Here is an 18497-nt window from a genome sequence, read left to right on the forward strand (position 1 = left end):
TTATGTCAACAATTATTGATGTTTATGCTCGCGAAGTCCTTGACTCTCGTGGTAACCCAACTGTAGAAGTAGAAGTTTACACAGAAAGCGGCGCTTTCGGACGCGCTATCGTACCAAGTGGTGCATCTACTGGTGAGCACGAAGCAGTAGAATTACGTGACGGTGACAAATCTCGTTACCTTGGTAAAGGTGTTCTAAATGCAGTAAACAACGTTAACGAAGCAATCGCTCCAGAAATCGTTGGTTTCGACGTAACTGACCAAGCTGGTATCGACCGTGCTATGATCGAATTAGATGGCACTCCAAACAAAGGTAAACTAGGCGCTAACGCTATCCTTGGTGTATCTATGGCAGTAGCTCACGCAGCAGCTGACTTCGTAGGTCTTCCATTATACCGTTACCTTGGTGGATTCAATGCAAAACAATTACCAACTCCAATGATGAACATCATCAACGGTGGTTCTCACGCTGATAACAACGTAGACTTCCAAGAGTTCATGATCTTACCAGTTGGTGCTCCAACATTCAAAGAATCAATCCGTATGGGTGCTGAAGTATTCCATGCACTTAAAGCTGTATTACATGACAAAGGTCTTAACACTGCAGTAGGTGACGAAGGTGGATTCGCTCCAAACCTTGGTTCTAACCGTGAAGCATTAGAAGTAATCATCGAAGCTATCGAAAAAGCTGGTTACAAAGCTGGCGAGAACGTATTCTTAGGAATGGACGTTGCTTCTTCTGAGTTCTACAACAAAGAAACTGGTAAATATGACCTTGCAGGCGAAGGCCGTACTGGCTTAACTTCTGCAGAAATGGTTGATTTCTACGAAGAGCTTTGCAAAGACTTCCCAATCATCTCTATCGAAGATGGTTTAGACGAAAACGACTGGGATGGTCACAAATTATTAACTGAGCGTATCGGTGATAAAGTACAATTAGTTGGTGACGACTTATTCGTAACTAACACTCAAAAACTTGCTGAAGGTATCGAAAAAGGTATCTCTAACTCAATCTTAATTAAAGTTAACCAAATCGGTACTTTAACTGAGACTTTCGAAGCTATCGAAATGGCTAAACGTGCTGGTTACACAGCAGTTGTATCTCACCGTTCTGGTGAAACTGAAGATGCTACAATCGCTGACATCGCAGTTGCAACTAACGCTGGCCAAATCAAAACTGGTTCTATGAGCCGTACTGACCGTATTGCTAAGTACAACCAATTATTACGCATCGAAGACGAACTAGGCGAAATCGCTGTTTACGATGGTATCAAATCTTTCTACAACATCAAACGATAATTGTAGAAAATAACGACAGACCGTGAGAAATCACGGTCTGTTTTTTTATGTTAAAATTGCTCACCCGTCATAAGTGACATGAAATGTTTAAAGAAGCGGTTATAATCAAAATCAATTGCGATTTGATGACTCGGCCAATCAATAAATGGCTTAGATTCTCCTAAAGAACGAAATTCCCCTATGCTTGTTCCTTGTGCATAAGATTCTGTCATGACAACGATAGGTGACTTGTGATATGTAAACATAGAGTTATCAAGTAAAGCGAGTATTGGCATTGTGTCATGGAAGGGGCTCCCCTTTAAATGCGGTAAGGCGTCTTTATAAAATCCGTAGTAATAATGATTGAATAACGGTTTGACGAGTGGGGCTTTTCCTTTTGCTTCAATGTATTCAGCCATTTCTGGTGTAATGATGGAATACTGAGTGACGTTTAATGGATAGATGTACATGTTAGGTGAGGATTGAAGGACTATATTAGCAGCAGTAGGATCGCCATAAAAGTTTGCTTCGGAAATAGGGGTAACATTACCAGGATGTAAAAAGGCACCGCCCATTACGTAGTAAGATTTAACTTGCTTCATGAGCTGTTTACATAAGATGAATAAAATTGCTAGGGAGGTAAGTCTGCCTAAACTAACAATGATTAATTCATCTTTATACTGTTCAATAAGAGGAATGACTTCGAAAAAATTCTCCATTTCTCCGTTAGTCACATGTCCCTTTGGAATAATTGGCCCGAGCCCTTGTTTCCCGTCTACTTCCGTAAAGAAAGCAGGAGGGGCGCCAGTAAGTGGGCGTTCTGATCCACCAAATATCTTGATATTTCTATCCTTTGCTTCGTTCTTAAGAAAATGAGCGTTATGTACGGCCATTTCTTTTGGAACATTGCCGTAATCAGCAACAATGCCGACGATTTCTATTTCATCAATAAAGAATGCTAAGAGGAGAGCCATCGTATCATCAATCCCAGGGTCACAAAAAATAAGAACTTTTTTTGGCATATGTTCACCACCTATCTTGTTTATCCCGTAAAAGCCTGATTGTAGGGATGAAGAAAACCACCACTAATGAAAGTTTCACTTTATATATATGTAAGCTTAAGGATAAAAAGATTATTTTATTGAAATAACAACGTATAAATTCAGAAAATAAAAACTTTTTATATTAGGTCAAGGTTTTTGACTTAATTTCTATGCGGAAATCCAGTCATATCAAGGTTGTAAGCGTCTAACATAAGCTGTTTTTGCTGTCAAGTTGATAAATTGCAGCTTTTTACAATTTATACTATGATAAAGATATTAAGAGAAGATCGTATAAACATGAGGGATGATGAACATGAAATTTACAAAGATTCTTGTCCAAATTGCTGCTCTTTACGTCTTGTATATGGTTGGAACTTGGTTACAAGAAGTGTTAAATATTCCGATTCCAGGAAGTTTGATTGGAATGTTCCTCTTACTTGTTTTACTTAGCCTAAAAGTCCTTCCAGTGAAATGGTTCGATTTAGGAGCAGAAACACTCGTTGCTATTATGCCGTTTTTATTAATTCCGCCAACGCTTGGCCTAATGAATTACGGTGCTTTTTTTATGAGTAAAGGAATTTCTCTTTTCATTACAATTGTAGCGAGTACATTTTTAATTATTATTGTCGCAGGACATACAGGGCAATATCTTGCGAATAGAAAGGAAAGAGAGTCGCGATGAGCCAAATATTAATCGGAATCGGTTGGGTTCTTTTTACGGTGCTATTATACCAATTATCTAAAAAAATCTATAAATTATTTCCAACACCATTCACCATTCCAATGCTTGTAGCAACAGGATTAATGGCTTTCTTATTTATCATGCTTGATATACCATATCAACATTATATGGAAAGCGGTGGTGGCTGGATTGCAAAACTGCTCGGACCCGGTGTTGTAGCATTTGCAATTCCTCTTTATAAACAACGTCACGTTCTGCAAAAATATGTTGTACCGATTGCTGGTGGCGTATTAGTAGGGACAACAGTTGCAATCGCAAGTGATTTTGCCATTGCATCACTTATGGGAACAGATAAAAGCTTAATTTTATCTTCTTTACCAAAATCGGTGACAATGCCAGTTGCGATGAGTGTTTCAGAGCAAGTTGGTGGTGTACCGTCATTAACAGCAGCTTTCGTTGTTATCGCAGGTATTACTGGAACGATTACCGGCCCACTTTTATTAAAATGGAGCCGCGTTACAAACTCAGTTGGTAAAGGTATCGGATTTGGATGTGCTTCTCATATTATGGGTGTAATGAGAGCGATGAAAAATAATGAACATGAAGGTGTTATTGGATCGGTAACAATGACATTAACAGCAATTTTGACATGTTTGCTCGGGCCGTTATTTGCAATGATGTTTATGTAATAGAAGAAAAGCGAGAGCGACTCTATAGCTCTCGCTTTTCTATAGAATTTATGCTACAGTTAAAATAACTGAATCTTTGTAGGAGGTACGCCAAGTGCATACGTTATTATCCGTTTTACTTATTATTGTATCGATTTTAATGATTGTTATGGTACTTATGCAGTCTAGTAATAGCTCAGGCCTTTCAGGTGCAATTTCAGGCGGTGCAGAGCAATTATTTGGTAAGCAAAAAGCACGTGGAATTGAAGCGGTATTAAACCGTATTACAATTGTTTTAGCTGTTCTATTCTTCGTATTAACAATTGCTGTTACGTACTTAAATTTATAGAATTGAAAGAAGAAGCGTTAGTAAGATGTACTAATGGTTCTTCTTTTTTTATTTTGCCATTTGAAAGATGTTTCTAATTAGATTATAGAAATATAAATATGGTACACTAGATATAGAAAGAATACGACTAGATTACAGAAGAGAAAGAGGAGAAGTACATGATGAAATTAGCATCTCCGAAACCATTTACATTTGAGGGTGGAGACCGCGCTGTTTTATTACTACATGGTTTCACAGGAAACTCAGCTGATGTACGTATGTTAGGGCGTTTCTTAGAGAAGAAAGGCTACACTTGTCATGCGCCAATTTATAAAGGGCACGGTGTACCACCAGAAGAGCTTGTTCATACAGGTCCTGAAGATTGGTGGCAAGACGTAATGGAGGCATATCAGCTTTTAAAAGATAAAGGCTTTGAGAAAATTGCTGTTGTTGGATTATCACTTGGCGGCGTATTTTCTTTAAAATTAGGTTATACAGTACCTGTTTTAGGTGTAGTACCAATGTGTGCACCAATGTATATTAAGAGTGAAGAAACGATGTACCAAGGTATATTGGCATATGCCCGCGAATATAAAAACCGTGAGCAAAAATCACCAGAGCAAATCGAACAAGAAATGTTGGAATTCCAAAAGACACCGATGAATACATTAAAAGCATTACAACAATTAATTGCTGACGTACGTAACAATGTGGATATGATTTATGCACCTACATTTGTTGTACAAGCACGTCATGATGAAATGATTAATACAGATAGTGCTAACATTATTTATAACGGTGTAGAATCTACGTTAAAAGACATTAAATGGTATGAAGACTCTACGCATGTCATTACACTTGATAAGCAACGTGACGAGCTACATGAGGATGTATATAACTTCTTGGAGCAACTAGATTGGTAAGATCTAGTTGCCTCTTTTTTTCATAAGGAATTTTTTGTGAAAACTGTAAAAATCATTAGGGGAGTATTAAATTTTCGCTTTATACATCCCCAGTCTTTCGGATACACTAAATAATATAAGGGTTTAAAGGAGGTATTTCTGCTTGGAAGAAATCATACAAGAAAATATTGATAAGTTGTTGTTATTTATGAGAGAAGAAGCGTATAAACCGTTAACAATACAAGAGTTAGAAGAGGCATTTGGAATTGAAGGGTCTGAGGGCTTTAAAGATTTTGTAAAGGCACTTGTAATGATGGAAGAGAAGGGACTTGTTATTCGCACACGTAGTAACCGTTACGGTCTTCCTGAAAAGATGAATTTAGTACGCGGTAAATTAATTGGACATGCACGTGGCTTTGCATTCGTTGTACCAGAAGAGAAGAAAACGGGAGATGATGATCTTTTCATCCCACCTACAGAGTTAAACGGTGCACTTCATGGCGATACAGTATTAGCGCGTGTTAGCGCACAATCAAGTGGATCACGCCAAGAAGGTTCAATTGTACGTATTTTAGAGCGCGGCACGAAAGAACTAGTTGGTACATATACAGAATCGAAAAACTTTGGATTTGTTGTACCTGACAATAAGCGCTGGACGAGTGATATCTTTATCTTGAAAAGTGCATCAATGGGTGCTGTAGAAGGCCATAAAGTAGTTGTGAAAATTACGAGCTATCCAGAGAATCGTTTAAGTGCAGAAGGTGAAGTTATTCAAATTCTAGGTCATAAAAATGATCCAGGAGTAGATATTTTATCAGTTATTCATAAACATCATCTACCTTTAGCATTCCCTGAAGAAGTGATGGAGCATGCAAACAGTGTACCAGAAACGATTTCAGAAGAAGATTTAAAAGATCGCCGTGATCTGCGTGACCAAATGATTGTAACGATTGACGGTGCAGATGCGAAAGATTTAGATGACGCTGTTACAGTAACGAAGCTCGAGAACGGTAACTACAAGCTTGGCGTTCATATTGCGGATGTAAGTCATTACGTTCAAGAAGGTTCTCCAATTGATGTAGAAGCAGCGGAAAGAGCAACGAGTGTATATCTTGTTGACCGTGTAATTCCGATGATTCCGCATCGTCTATCTAACGGTATTTGTTCGTTAAACCCGAAAGTAGACCGTCTGACGTTATCTTGTGAAATGGAAATTAACAACTTAGGTGATGTTGTAAAGCATGAGATTTTCCAAAGTGTGATTAAAACGACAGAGCGTATGACGTATGCTGACGTAAGAAGCATTTTAGAAGATGAGGACGAAGAGTTAATCAAACGCTATGAGCCGCTCGTACCGATGTTTAAAGAGATGGGTCAATTGGCGCAGATTTTACGTGAAAAACGTATGCGCCGCGGTGCAATCGACTTTGACTTTAAAGAAGCGAAAGTATTAGTAGATGAAGAAGGTAAACCGACAGATGTTGTCATGCGTGATCGTTCTGTATCAGAGAAGTTAATTGAAGAGTTTATGCTTGTTGCGAACGAAACAGTAGCAGAGCATTTCCACTGGATGAACGTACCATTCATGTACCGTGTCCATGAAGATCCGAAAGAAGATAAGCTGGAACGTTTCTTCGAGTTTGTAACAAACTTCGGATATGCAGTAAAAGGACGTGCGAATGAAATACATCCTCGTGCGCTGCAACAAATTCTTGAAATGGTTCAAGGACAGCCTGAAGAAGTAGTTATTTCAACAGTAATGCTTCGTTCAATGAAGCAAGCGCGTTACGATGCGGATAGCTTAGGACATTTCGGTTTATCAACTGAGTTCTACACACATTTCACATCACCAATTCGTCGTTACCCAGATACAATCGTTCATAGATTAATTCGTGAATACATCATTAACGGTAAAGTCGACAATGAAACACAAGCAAAATGGCGTGAAAACTTACCTGTGATTGCAGAGCACTCTTCTAATATGGAACGCCGTGCTGTTGAAGCAGAACGTGAAACAGACGAAATGAAAAAAGCAGAGTATATGGTTGATAAGATCGGCGAAGAGTATGACGGTATGATTAGCTCTGTAACAAACTTCGGTTTATTCGTAGAGCTTCCAAATACAATTGAAGGTCTTGTACACGTTAGCTACTTAACGGATGATTACTACCGTTATGACGAGAAACATTTCGCAATGATCGGAGAACGTACAGGTAACGTATTCCGCATCGGAGACGAAATTACAATTCGCGTTATTAACGTAAATAAAGACGAGCGTGCAATCGACTTTGAAATCGTTGGCATGAAAGGTACGCCTCGTCGTAAGTTCAAAGATCGTCCAGTCGTTATCGAACAGCCAAGAACAGGCAGAAAGAAACGCGGTGGACGTAGCGAGCGCAGTGATGAGCGCGGCGGAGAACGTGGTACAGGTAGAAAATTCGAACGTGGTGGCAAAGGAAAAGGAAGAGGATCAGCTTCTGCTGCTGCTTCCACTTCCACGTCCGCTAGTCAGCCAGGGAAAAAAGATGGTAACGGTAAGAAGAAAAAAGCATTCTTCGAAAATGTACCAGGATTCAAGAAGAAAAAGAAAAAGCGTAAGTAAGAAAAGGATGGCTTCGCTTTGATAAAAAGCGGGGCTTTTTCTTTTTTATTGGTGGCTTGAGAGCGAGCCACTTTCGCTTTTTAATGGAATCCAGCTACAGTGGCTAGAATGTTCGGCGGCTTCGCTTCTTCCCGAGAGGCAAAGAGCGCCTCAAGGTCAGAAGCTCCATCCACCTCACATTCTGAGCGAGCCACTTTCGCTTTTTATTAACATTTGTTACAATAGTAAAAATAGAGGAGGGACGTTATATGCCAAAGGGTTCAGGTAAGGTCATTGCACAAAATAAAAAAGCATTTCATGATTATTTCATTGAAGAAACATACGAGGCAGGGCTTGTCCTTCAAGGAACGGAAATTAAGTCGATTCGCGCTGGACGCGTGAACTTGAAAGATGCGTTTGCACGTGTACATAATGGTGAAGTATGGGTACATAATATGCATATTAGTACGTACGAGCAAGGGAATCGTTTCAACCATGATCCGCTTCGCACGAGAAAGTTACTTCTTCATAAAAAAGAGATTGAAAAGTTAACGGGTGCTTCAAAAGAAACAGGCTATGCATTAGTTCCAGTTAGAATTTATTTAAAAAATGGATTCGCGAAAATGGCACTTGGTTTAGCAAAAGGTAAAAAGCAATATGATAAGCGTAACGATTTAAAAGAAAAAGAAGCAAAACGTGAAATTGCACGCGCGTTCCGTGATCGTCAAAAGATGTAATACAGATATTTACATTTGTAAAACGACGCGCGTATGTTATAATAACTTATGTAAGATTGTTGCACATTGAAAAACAGCTCTTAGTAGCTATCACGATATTTCTTCGTATGCTCCATTTTTATCATGGGGACGTTACGGATTCGACAGGGATAGTTCGAGCTTAGGTTGCGAGTCGAGGGGATCGGCCTCGTTAAAACGTCAAAGCCTATAATTGGCAAACAAAACAATCTTTCTTTAGCTGCTTAATTGCACTAAAGGTTCCTCCCTCCATCGTCCATGTGGTAGGGTAAGGGACTCAAACTAAGTGGACTACGCCGGAGTTCGCCGTCTGAGGGCGAAGGAAGAGAACAATCAGACTAGCAACTTGGAAGCCTGTCGATAGGCCGAAGAGTTCGCGAAATGCTAATATATCGACTACACTCGTAGAAGCTTAAGTGCCGATATTTTTGGACGTGGGTTCGACTCCCACCGTCTCCACCAATACATATTTGGTGGTTTTTTTATTTTGTATGATATGAACCATAACTTTGCCGTTCCGGCAAGGTTATGGTTCTTTTTGTTTTGTGGTTTTATAAAATGCTTAAGTTGATGAGGGGGAGGGCGGTACCCCTGAAACAGAAAATGAAGAAATAGTTATTGCTGATAAACAGGTAGATACTATAGATACCTTTAATGATTACATAATATGTATTTAAATCTTCATATCCTTTGTGTTTCTATTCATATCTATTGTAAGATTATATAGAGTTCTCCTAATAAGCTGTTACAATGGCCTTTTTTAGGGGGTTCATATTTATAAATTTTAAAATGTTTTTTTGAGATAAATTGAAGTAGAGGTGAACCATCGGTGAGGCAGGTGTTAGTAATTAAGAATGAACGGTCTTTAGCAAAGAAAATCGTAAGCGGTTTAACGCAAGAGGGCCATTTCATTTTAAAACTTCACAATGAAAACCAAGGTTTAAATATAGCATATGAACAAGATTGGGATATTATTATATTGGATTGGGATTCATTAAGTATATCGGGACCAGAAATTTGTAGACAAATACGACTTGTTAAAACGACACCGATCATTATTGTGACTGACAATATTTCTAGTAAGGATTGCATAGCAGGGCTACAAGCAGGAGCAGATGATTATATTAGAAAACCATTTGTGAAAGAAGAATTAGTAGCAAGAGTTCAAGCTATTTTAAGGAGAACTGACTATATCCAGCAAAATGAGACAAACTTTTTTCAATTTAAAGATCTCTTTGTTGATACATCTAGCAATATTGTGAAAAAAGGTAGCGAAAATCTCTCGCTTACGAAGCGCGAGTACGATTTACTTGTATTTTTAATTAAGAATAAAAATACAATATTGAGCCGTGAAATGCTTTTAAATCAAGTTTGGGGATATAACGTAGTAGTGAATCCAAATGTAGTAGACTTATATATTGGGTATGTAAGAAAAAAGTTAAAGTGTGAGAAGAGAGACAGATATATTCAAACGATACATGGCAGAGGCTATTCAATGGTTGAATGATAAAAATAAGATAATAAAATAGTTTCTGTGAAATATGAAAAGAAGGAAACTATAAAAAGAAGATTGCTATTAGGAAATGGTCATTGTTTTGCAGTAGAAATCATGGTTTATAAGGTGCTCAATCTATTGATTAGCACGTGTGTGGACTGACTCTGGTGCGCATTAGATGAGGTTGTATCTAATTTATGTTTAATTTGATTAACTCACACCATTCACAAGATTTTCACAGAATTAATGACTATACTTATTTACAGGATGTTCAAATGAAAATGATTATCAATAGCAATTTAGATACATGAAAGTTACTATCTAATTCAATCTATGGACGTCATCATTTTCGAACTAAATTACATAATAAGGAGTATACGTATGAAAAAAACTATGCTTTTAAAATTAGTAAGTATTCTAGCAATTTTCACTTTAATGTTAGTAGCTTGCTCAGATTCAAGTAAGGAAACTTCGAAAGCTAATAAAGGTGATAGTAGTGATAAACCAAAAACGGTTGAAATCACTGATGCTCATGGAACTGTTAAAGTCCCTGTAAATCCAAAGAATGTAGTTGCTTTAGATAATAGAACGTTTGAAACTTTAGCTGATTGGGGAATTAAATTAGCGGCTGCTCCAAAGGATATCATGCCTGCGGATTCAGCATATAAAAAGGATGATTCAGTTAAAAATATCGGGAATCACCGCGAACCAAATCTTGAAATCATTGCAGCGGCAAACCCTGACCTTGTAATCGTTGGTCAAAGATTTGCTGATCATTACGAAGAAATCAAAAAATTAGTGCCAAATGCAGCTGTTATTGATCTTAATTTTGATGTTTCTGAGAAGGCTACTAAGCCTGGAGAAAACTTAGTAAAAGGACTTAAAGATTCTACAACTACTTTAGGAAAAATCTTTGCTAAAGATAAAGAAGCTAAACAATTAGTAGCTGATTTCGATAAATCTATTGAAAAAGCAAAATCTGCTTATAACGGAAAAGATAAAGTTATGAGTGTTATCGTTACTGGTGGAAATATTGGCTTTGCTGCGCCGCACTCTGGTCGCGTTTGGGGACCTATGTATGAAATTTTCGGTTGGACTCCAGCATTAGAAGTTTCGAATTCTACTGCAGGTCATAAAGGTGATGACGTTTCTGTTGAAGCTATCGCACAAACAAACCCTGATTGGCTTTTCGTATTAGATCGTGATGCTGCAACATCTGATGCAGCTAAGTCAGCTCCTGCTCAGGATGTTATTTCTAAATCACCAGCTCTTCAAAATACAACTGCTGTTTCTAAAAAACAAGTTATTTATGCACCAGCAGATACTTACACAAATGAATCAATTCAGACTTATATAGAGTTATTTGGAAATCTTGCAAAAACTTTAGCTAAGTAGTGTAAAGGGGTACGAAACAGTGTCAAAAAATATGATTTCTAGGGTTGAGAATATTTCTCAACCCCAGTTTTATAATCACAATAAAATATGGACAAAACCTTTTATAATAGCGGTTATAGTTGTTATAATTTTAGGGATTATATCACTGTTTACTGGAGTTTATGATATACGTGGACAAGAGGACGGAATGGAGATGTTTTTCATCACTCGTGTTCCGAGAACAGTTGCATTAATGCTTACTGGAGCTGCAATGGCAATGGCAGGGCTCGTAATGCAATTAATTACACAGAATCGTTTTGTTGAACCTACTACAACGGGGACGATTGAATGGTCAGGCTTAGGCCTGCTTTTTGTATATTTATTATTTCCTGCCCCGACTTTAGTTCAAAGAATGACTGGTGCAATCATTTTTTCTTTTATAGGAACTATGATTTTCTTTTTATTTTTAAGAAGAGTTAAACTTCGTTCTTCTTTAATTGTCCCAATTATTGGATTGATGCTTGGAGCAGTTATTTCTGCAGTGTCTACTTTTTTGGGACTCCTTTTTCAAATGACGCAAAGTATTGAAACTTGGTTCGTAGGTTCATTTGCTACTGTTCAGGTGGGAAGATATGAATATTTATGGCTGATTGTTATCGTTACTTTGTTTATTTTTATGTATGCTAATAGATTGACTTTAGCTGGACTAGGAGAAGATGTCGCAACAAGTCTTGGAGTTAATTACAATAGAATTGTTCTTTTTGGGACTGGTCTTATCTCTGTTGCTGTTGGAATTGTTGCAGCTGTTATTGGAAACTTACCTTTCTTGGGATTAATTGTTCCAAACATTGTTTCCATGTTTAGAGGGGATGATCTTAGGAGTAATTTACCTTGGGTATGTGTGATCGGAATGGGGACAATCACTGCCTGTGACATCATTTCTCGGACAATTATAAAGCCGTTTGAATTACCTGTTTCTTTAATACTTGCAACAGTGGGAGCGGTCGTGTTTATTACTATTCTATTGAGACGAAGAAAACCAAGGAGGCTGCGATGATCACATTAGATTATAGAAATAAAGAAAATGTCGAAGTCGATTCTAGCCTTCATAATGAAAGTAGATCAGCTAGTGCTTTTCGTTCTAAGAAGGAGGCAAGACGTTATTGGATTGTACTGACAACATTGATTGCTTTAGGTCTCCTTTCTTCATATGGACTTTTAGTTTATAACAATCCAGTTCCGATAGATTCACCTTCTTTTATCCCGGTTGTTAAGAGAAGGATAGTAGCTATTGTTGCAATGATTATTGCTGCAGTTTGCCATAGTTTATCGACAGTCGCTTTCCAATCTATTACGAGCAATAAGATTATTACTCCTTCACTTTTAGGTTTCGAATCACTTTATTCAGCAATTCAAACGAGTACAATATTCTTTTTTGGTGCTAGTGCATTAATAAACTTTAATGGAATTGGGTCATTTTTATTTCAAGTTGTTGTGATGGTCTTCATGAGTTTGATACTTTATGGATGGTTACTTTCCGGTAAATACGGGAATTTACAACTTATGCTTTTAGTTGGAATTATTATTGGCACCGGGCTAAATTCTGTGTCAACTTTCATGAGAAAACTACTTGCGCCTTCAGAATTTGATATTTTACAAGCGAGATTATTTGGTTCTGTTAATCATGCAGACCCTGCATATTTTCCTGTTGTAATTCCTATGATCATAATTGTAGCGTTATTAATTTTTGCTCATTCTAAGAAGTTGAATGTTTTGTCACTAGGAAAGGATGTTGCTACTTCTTTTGGGGTTAAATATCAACCTAGTGTAATTTATACGCTTGTGTTAGTAGCTATTTTAATGTCTATCTCAACAGCTCTAATTGGGCCACTTACGTTCTACGGCTTTTTAGTAGCAACTTTGAGTTATCAGGCGGCGTCAACTTATGATCATAGATATATTTTCCCAATGGCTTTTGCTATAGGATTTTTAATAATGACGAGTGCATACTTTTTAATGTATCATGTATTCCATGCTCAAGGTGTAGTTTCAGTTATTATTGAATTATTTGGTGGAATCATATTCTTAACTATAGTTTTAAGGAAGAGGGCTTTATGATAAAAATCGATAATGTTAAAAAGTTCTATACTGATAAGGTGAAAATAGGACCTTTGGATATTGAAATACCAAAAGCGGGCTTTACTTCTTTAATTGGACCAAATGGCGCTGGAAAGTCTACGACACTATTGATGATTGGAAGACTTTTAGATATGGATGAAGGCCAAATTCAAGTAGCGAATATGGATGTTGCTGAATCCAAATCAAAAGACTTAGCAAAAATTTTGACTATATTGCGACAAGAAAATCATTTTGTAACGAGGCTTACCGTTAGACAACTAGTTGGATTTGGGCGCTTTCCTTATTCAAAAGGAAGATTAACTAAAGAAGATGAGGTTATCATTTCTAAATATATCGATTTCTTAGATTTAACTAGTTTAGAGAATAGATATTTAGATGAGCTTTCTGGTGGTCAAAGACAAAGGGCATATGTAGCGATGGTATTGTGCCAAGAGACTGAATATGTGCTGTTGGACGAGCCTCTGAACAACCTTGATGTTGCGCGCTCTGTTCAAATGATGGAGCATTTGAGACGTGCAGCTAATGAATTCGGAAGAACAATTTTGACTGTTATGCATGACATAAATTTTGCAGCTAAATACTCTGATAAAATTTGTGCTATGAAAGATGGACAAATTGCTGCTTTTGGAACAGTAGAAGAGGTTATGGACCCAACACTTTTGACAGATATTTTTGAAACAAAAATAGAAATTATCAATGGTCCTTATGGGCCAATTGCTGTTTATTAGTTACAAAATGAGTATGCAAAAAAGCTGCTGTCTATATTTTATAGGCAGCAGCTTTTTTTTGCGATTGCCCATTCCGCGGATATTTCATTTGCGACGCTTTGAGCGCTCAGAATATGAGGTTGTATTTATAAAAAAGTTCTTTTACATACGGTGAATGTTATTCTCTCATTTCGAAAATGTCGTAATCAAAAGAGGTGATTAACATTATGATTTAACTCACCTTCAATCATAATTTTGCTATAATAAATAAGTATTTACGTGAAGGAGAGTGTGAAATGAAGTTTAATATCGATCATTACATAGCTAGCGTTTTACAATGGATATTGAATATAGCGTTAATTATATTGTCCATTGTTTTATCGATCTTTTTAATTAACGAGACGATTACATTTATTCAATACATATTTTCAACAAAGGAATATACATCGTATAAATTGGTTGAGAGCATCATCGTTTATTTCTTATACTTCGAGTTCATCGCATTGATTATTAAGTATTTTAAGTCGAATTATCATTTTCCGTTACGTTATTTTATTTATATCGGAATTACGGCGTTAATTCGTTTAATTATTGTGTCTCATGAGGAACCAATGGAGACGTTATTATATGCGGGATCCATTCTTGTTTTAGTTATTGCTTTATACATATCGAATATGAGAGATTTGAGAAAAGAGTAGTGCAGACATAAGTTCGCACTACTTTTTTACGTCTTGACATTCAAGTTACTTGAAAGTTTACAATGAAATTAGGGCGTTTGAAATTGAAAAAAATTGAGAAATTAAGTGAAGAAGTTTCTTTTACTTGGAGGTTATAGCAATGAGTCAGGATTTGAAGTTACGTCCTTTAGAACGAGAAGATTTAAAGTTTGTACACGAACTGAATAATAATGCACATATTATGTCGTATTGGTTTGAAGAGCCATATGAGGCATTTGTGGAGCTGCAGGATTTATACGATAAACATATACATGATCAAAGTGAACGGCGTTTTATCCTAGAGAAAGATAATGAGATGGTTGGATTAGTTGAGTTAGTGGAAATTGATTATATTCATCGAAGAACAGAATTCCAGATTATTATTGATCCGAATTATCAAGGACATGGTTATGCAGCGGAAGCGACGCGTTTAGCAATGGATTACGCTTTTTCTGTATTAAATATGCATAAACTCTATTTAGTTGTTGATAAAGAGAATGAAAAAGCTGTACATGTTTATAAAAAAGTTGGATTTATGGTAGAAGGAGAACTTCTCGACGAGTTTTTCGTGGATGGCAACTATCATAATGCGATAAGAATGTGTATGTTTCAGAAGGAATATTTTGAAAGTAAATAGTTGAATCATTTGGAAGTCATGTTGACGCTTCATAAAACTGTATGCTAAAATCCCTTTTAAGTATTAAGGAAGGTGCAGAACATGCTTTATATAAAATTTGTAAAACTCATTAGAAAACTTTGCTCCGCACAAATGTATACGGTGAAGCGTTGTACGGAGCTTAATCAAGGGGTATAAATCCCCTATATTCATCGGCTGAATAACTTTTCGAAAAAAGTATAGTTTACCTATGCTTATTTCGTTATGGTTTTTCGGCTGGTGTATAAAATAGATTAAGGGACCATAGACAATGCTTTGTCTATGGCCCTTTGTGTATATTATTCCGATGAGTCTTTACTGTAAATTGGAGTAGTATAGGAAAAACCACGAAGCAGAGGGCTAGTGTCGAATGACGCTATCTCTCTGCTTTTTTAATTTCAGGAAAAGAGGAATAAAAATGAGTTTACTTAAAGTTGAAAGTTTATCACATAGTTTTATAGATAAAGTATTATACGAAAATGCTTCTTTTGATTTGCATAAAGGGGAACATATGGGAATTGTTGGACAGAATGGTGCAGGAAAAAGTACGTTAATGAAAATATTGGTGGGGGAGATTATTTCTGATAAGGGGAGCATTAAGTGGCAACCTAATATTCAAATTGGACATCTTGATCAATATGCAAAAATTGATGGGAGCTATAGCATTTCACAATATTTAAAACGAGCCTTTTATGATTTGTTTGAAATGGAAAAGAGAATGAATAAGTTATATGCAGAAAGTGCGATGATTGGAGATGAGAATCAACTATTGAAAGCAGCTGAAATACAAGAGCAGTTGGAAGCTCGTGATTTTTATTCAGTAGACAGCGTAATAAATAAGGTAGCAGCCGGTTTGGGTATTGATGCTATTGGGATGGATCGTATTATTGATGAATTAAGCGGAGGACAACGAGCAAAGGTAATTTTAGCAAAGCTTTTATTAGAAGAGCCTAATATTTTATTACTAGATGAACCGACAAACTTTCTTGATAAAGAGCATGTTGAATGGCTTGCTAATTATTTAATGAGTTTTGAAGGGGCGTTTATTGTCGTGTCTCATGATTTTGATTTTCTAGAAAAAGTGACTTCTTGTATATGTGATGTAGAGTTTGGAACGGTGAAGAAGTATTACGGAAAATACTCAGATTTTGTAAGACAAAAGGAGCATTTGCGAAAAGATTATATTCGCCAATATTATGCACAACAAAAGAAAATTGAAAAAACGGAAGAGTATATTCGTAGAAATATTGCTGGAGTGAATTCAAAAATAGCACAGGGACGTAGAAAGCAGTTGCAACGTATGGAAAGAATTGCGCCGCCAAGTTTTACTCATAAACCGTTTATTCATTTTCAGGAACTGCCCATTTCTGTTCAGACAGTTCTTGAAGTAAATAATCTTGAAGTTGGTTATGATTTTGCTCTCTTACCAAAGTTGAATCTTTCAGTAATGGGAGGGCAAAAACTTGTTATTACAGGGTTCAATGGAGTAGGGAAATCTACTTTGTTAAAAACAATTGTTGGAAATATTGCTAGTATTTCTGGAGAGTTTTACTTTTCAGAGCAAATAAAGATTGGATATTATGAGCAAGATTTAAATTGGAGCAATGATTCTTTAACGCCGCTTCAAATTATTTCAGAACAGTTTCCTAAACTGAATATGAAGGAAATACGCCATCATTTAGCTGCATGTGGTGTGAAGGATACGCACGTTTCGCAAGAAATTCGTACGTTAAGTGGTGGTGAACAATCGAAGGTGAAACTGTGCGGATTATTACTATCACCTTGTAACTTCTTAATTTTAGATGAGCCGACAAATCATTTAGATGCAGAAGCGAAAGAAGCTTTGCAAAAGGCACTAATTAAGTTTAAGGGCAGCATCATACTCGTATCTCACGAAGCAAGTTTTTATCTTGATTGGGCAGATAGCATCTTTGGTATAGAGGCAGGATTAGTTAAGGGGGTGTGAAACGTATGATTGAAAACAATTGGAAAACAAAAATTATATTATTTTTGACCGCTCAAACGATTTCTTTATTCGGTTCATCTCTCGTACAGTACGCAATTATATGGTATATCACCTTAACGACATCTTCAGGGTTAATGTTGACCATTTCAACCGTTTCCGGTTTCTTACCACAAATTGCGATTTCTTTATTTGCAGGTGTTTGGATTGATCGTTACGACCGTAAAAAGATGATTATGTTATCGGACGGGGTTATAGCAATTGCTACATTAGTTTTAGCATTTTTATTTTTAACAGGATATAAAAGTATTTGGTTACTTTTTATAGTACTACTCATTCGTTCAGCTGGGACAGGGATACAGACGCCAACTGTGAATGCGTTAATCCCACAAATCGTGCCAAAAGATTATCTTATGAAAGTAAATGGGATAAATAGCAGTATTACATCTTTAATTATGTTTCTTTCTCCAGCAGCAAGTGCTGCAATTATTTCTATTGCTAGCATTGAAACGACATTTTTTATTGATGTTATTACGGCCATGATCGGAATTAGTATTATGTTTATCATTCAAGTGGAGAGACATGTGAATGCAGAGAGTAAGCAAAAATCTAATCTACAAGGCATAAAAGAAGGCTTTGCTTATTTAAAAGAAAATGTATTTATTAAAAGGCTACTCGTTTTATTAATCATTGTCATGATTTTAATAAGTCCAGCTGCCTTTTTAACACCTTTAATGGTAACTCGTTCTTTCGGTGCAGAAATGTGGAGACTTACTGCTAGCGAAATGACTTTTAGTGCGGGAGCGGCAGCTGGTGGCATATTGATTGCAGTGTGGGGTGGTTTCTGTAATCGTATGCATACAACAGCGCTAGCTTGTGCGTTGTATGGACTGCTTATGATTGGACTAGGGATAGCTCCGGTATTTATTATGTATTTAGTATTTAACTTTTTAATTGGTATAACAATGCCGTGCTTCAATACACCGGTTAACGTGTTATTGCAGGAAAAAGTAGAACCTTCCATGCACGGACGAATGTTTAGTCTTGTACAAATCGCTAATTCATGCGCGCTTCCTTTAGGAATGATAATATTTGGCCCATTGGCTGATATGTTTAGTGTAGAAATTTTGTTAATTTATGCTGGGATATTCGTACTATTGTGTGCGATATATGTTGTAGTAAGTAAGAGATTTGAAGTGTAAATATGTATGT

At 36.7% G+C, this 18497-nt stretch carries 17 protein-coding genes and 1 other RNA gene; 17 read left to right on the plus strand and 1 reads right to left on the minus strand.

Annotation, left to right across the window (positions count from 1 at the left end):
* The first annotated feature begins 2 nt into the window (after nucleotides 1-2).
* Nucleotides 3-1298 carry a phosphopyruvate hydratase gene (gene eno / locus ACSG5Z_RS22175; protein ID WP_000103948.1) on the plus strand — a complete coding sequence of 432 codons (1296 nt, stop codon included), beginning with the start codon at nucleotides 3-5 and terminating at the stop codon, nucleotides 1296-1298.
* A gap of 50 nt (nucleotides 1299-1348) precedes the next feature.
* Here eno and ACSG5Z_RS22180 read toward each other — a convergent pair whose 3' ends face one another.
* Entirely contained in the window at nucleotides 1349-2299 is a 951-nt protein-coding gene (locus ACSG5Z_RS22180) for a nucleoside hydrolase (protein WP_435712138.1), read from the minus strand.
* A 334-nt stretch (nucleotides 2300-2633) separates the two neighbouring features.
* Here ACSG5Z_RS22180 and ACSG5Z_RS22185 point away from each other — a divergent pair, with 334 nt between their 5' ends.
* From ACSG5Z_RS22185 to ACSG5Z_RS22260, 16 genes are all read left to right on the plus strand, one after another.
* Nucleotides 2634-3002: a CidA/LrgA family holin-like protein gene (locus tag ACSG5Z_RS22185; protein WP_075309614.1), complete on the plus strand. Its 369-nt coding sequence runs from the start codon at nucleotides 2634-2636 to the stop codon at nucleotides 3000-3002.
* On the plus strand, nucleotides 2999-3691 hold the full coding sequence (locus tag ACSG5Z_RS22190) for an LrgB family protein (RefSeq protein ID WP_000078299.1): 693 nt from the start codon (nucleotides 2999-3001) through the stop codon (nucleotides 3689-3691). The genes ACSG5Z_RS22185 and ACSG5Z_RS22190 overlap by 4 nt, the downstream gene beginning before the upstream one ends.
* Before the next feature lie 94 nt (nucleotides 3692-3785).
* Nucleotides 3786-4019 carry a preprotein translocase subunit SecG gene (gene secG, locus ACSG5Z_RS22195; RefSeq protein WP_000557263.1) on the plus strand — a complete coding sequence of 78 codons (234 nt, stop codon included), beginning with the start codon at nucleotides 3786-3788 and terminating at the stop codon, nucleotides 4017-4019.
* Nucleotides 4020-4180: 161 nt separating this feature from the next.
* Nucleotides 4181-4921 (plus strand): carboxylesterase, encoded by a 741-nt coding sequence (estA, locus tag ACSG5Z_RS22200; protein ID WP_000761972.1) that lies wholly within the window; start codon nucleotides 4181-4183, stop codon nucleotides 4919-4921.
* Between the two features lie 142 nt (nucleotides 4922-5063).
* Complete coding sequence (rnr, locus tag ACSG5Z_RS22205; protein WP_435712141.1) at nucleotides 5064-7502, plus strand: ribonuclease R; 2439 nt, start codon at nucleotides 5064-5066, stop codon at nucleotides 7500-7502.
* A gap of 248 nt (nucleotides 7503-7750) precedes the next feature.
* Entirely contained in the window at nucleotides 7751-8218 is a 468-nt protein-coding gene (gene smpB / locus ACSG5Z_RS22210; RefSeq protein ID WP_001123908.1) for an SsrA-binding protein, read from the plus strand.
* A gap of 125 nt (nucleotides 8219-8343) precedes the next feature.
* Nucleotides 8344-8698, plus strand: a transfer-messenger RNA (tmRNA) gene (ssrA, locus tag ACSG5Z_RS22215).
* Nucleotides 8699-9065: 367 nt separating this feature from the next.
* A complete protein-coding gene (locus ACSG5Z_RS22220) occupies nucleotides 9066-9743 on the plus strand; it encodes a response regulator transcription factor (RefSeq protein WP_087983994.1) in 678 nt (225 codons plus the stop codon).
* A gap of 369 nt (nucleotides 9744-10112) precedes the next feature.
* Entirely contained in the window at nucleotides 10113-11126 is a 1014-nt protein-coding gene (locus ACSG5Z_RS22225) for a siderophore ABC transporter substrate-binding protein (RefSeq protein WP_087983993.1), read from the plus strand.
* A 31-nt stretch (nucleotides 11127-11157) separates the two neighbouring features.
* Entirely contained in the window at nucleotides 11158-12162 is a 1005-nt protein-coding gene (gene fatD / locus ACSG5Z_RS22230) for a petrobactin ABC transporter permease FatD (protein WP_265105589.1), read from the plus strand.
* Nucleotides 12159-13223, plus strand: a complete 1065-nt coding sequence (gene fatC, locus ACSG5Z_RS22235; protein WP_087983991.1) for a petrobactin ABC transporter permease FatC — start codon at nucleotides 12159-12161, stop codon at nucleotides 13221-13223. Before fatD ends, fatC begins: the two co-directional genes overlap by 4 nt.
* Nucleotides 13220-13972 (plus strand): petrobactin ABC transporter ATP-binding protein FatE, encoded by a 753-nt coding sequence (gene fatE / locus ACSG5Z_RS22240; RefSeq protein WP_435712143.1) that lies wholly within the window; start codon nucleotides 13220-13222, stop codon nucleotides 13970-13972. Before fatC ends, fatE begins: the two co-directional genes overlap by 4 nt.
* Before the next feature lie 275 nt (nucleotides 13973-14247).
* Entirely contained in the window at nucleotides 14248-14649 is a 402-nt protein-coding gene (psiE, locus tag ACSG5Z_RS22245) for a phosphate-starvation-inducible protein PsiE (RefSeq protein WP_000671178.1), read from the plus strand.
* 139 nt (nucleotides 14650-14788) lie between these two features.
* Nucleotides 14789-15304, plus strand: a complete 516-nt coding sequence (speG, locus tag ACSG5Z_RS22250) for a spermidine N1-acetyltransferase (protein WP_137011573.1) — start codon at nucleotides 14789-14791, stop codon at nucleotides 15302-15304.
* 436 nt (nucleotides 15305-15740) lie between these two features.
* Nucleotides 15741-17288 (plus strand): ABC-F family ATP-binding cassette domain-containing protein, encoded by a 1548-nt coding sequence (locus tag ACSG5Z_RS22255; protein WP_435712145.1) that lies wholly within the window; start codon nucleotides 15741-15743, stop codon nucleotides 17286-17288.
* A gap of 5 nt (nucleotides 17289-17293) precedes the next feature.
* Nucleotides 17294-18487 (plus strand): MFS transporter, encoded by a 1194-nt coding sequence (locus ACSG5Z_RS22260; RefSeq protein WP_435712147.1) that lies wholly within the window; start codon nucleotides 17294-17296, stop codon nucleotides 18485-18487.
* Nucleotides 18488-18497 lie beyond the last annotated feature (10 nt).

It is taken from the genome of Bacillus pretiosus (assembly GCF_051294775.1).
Lineage (GTDB): Bacteria > Bacillota > Bacilli > Bacillales > Bacillaceae_G > Bacillus_A > Bacillus_A wiedmannii.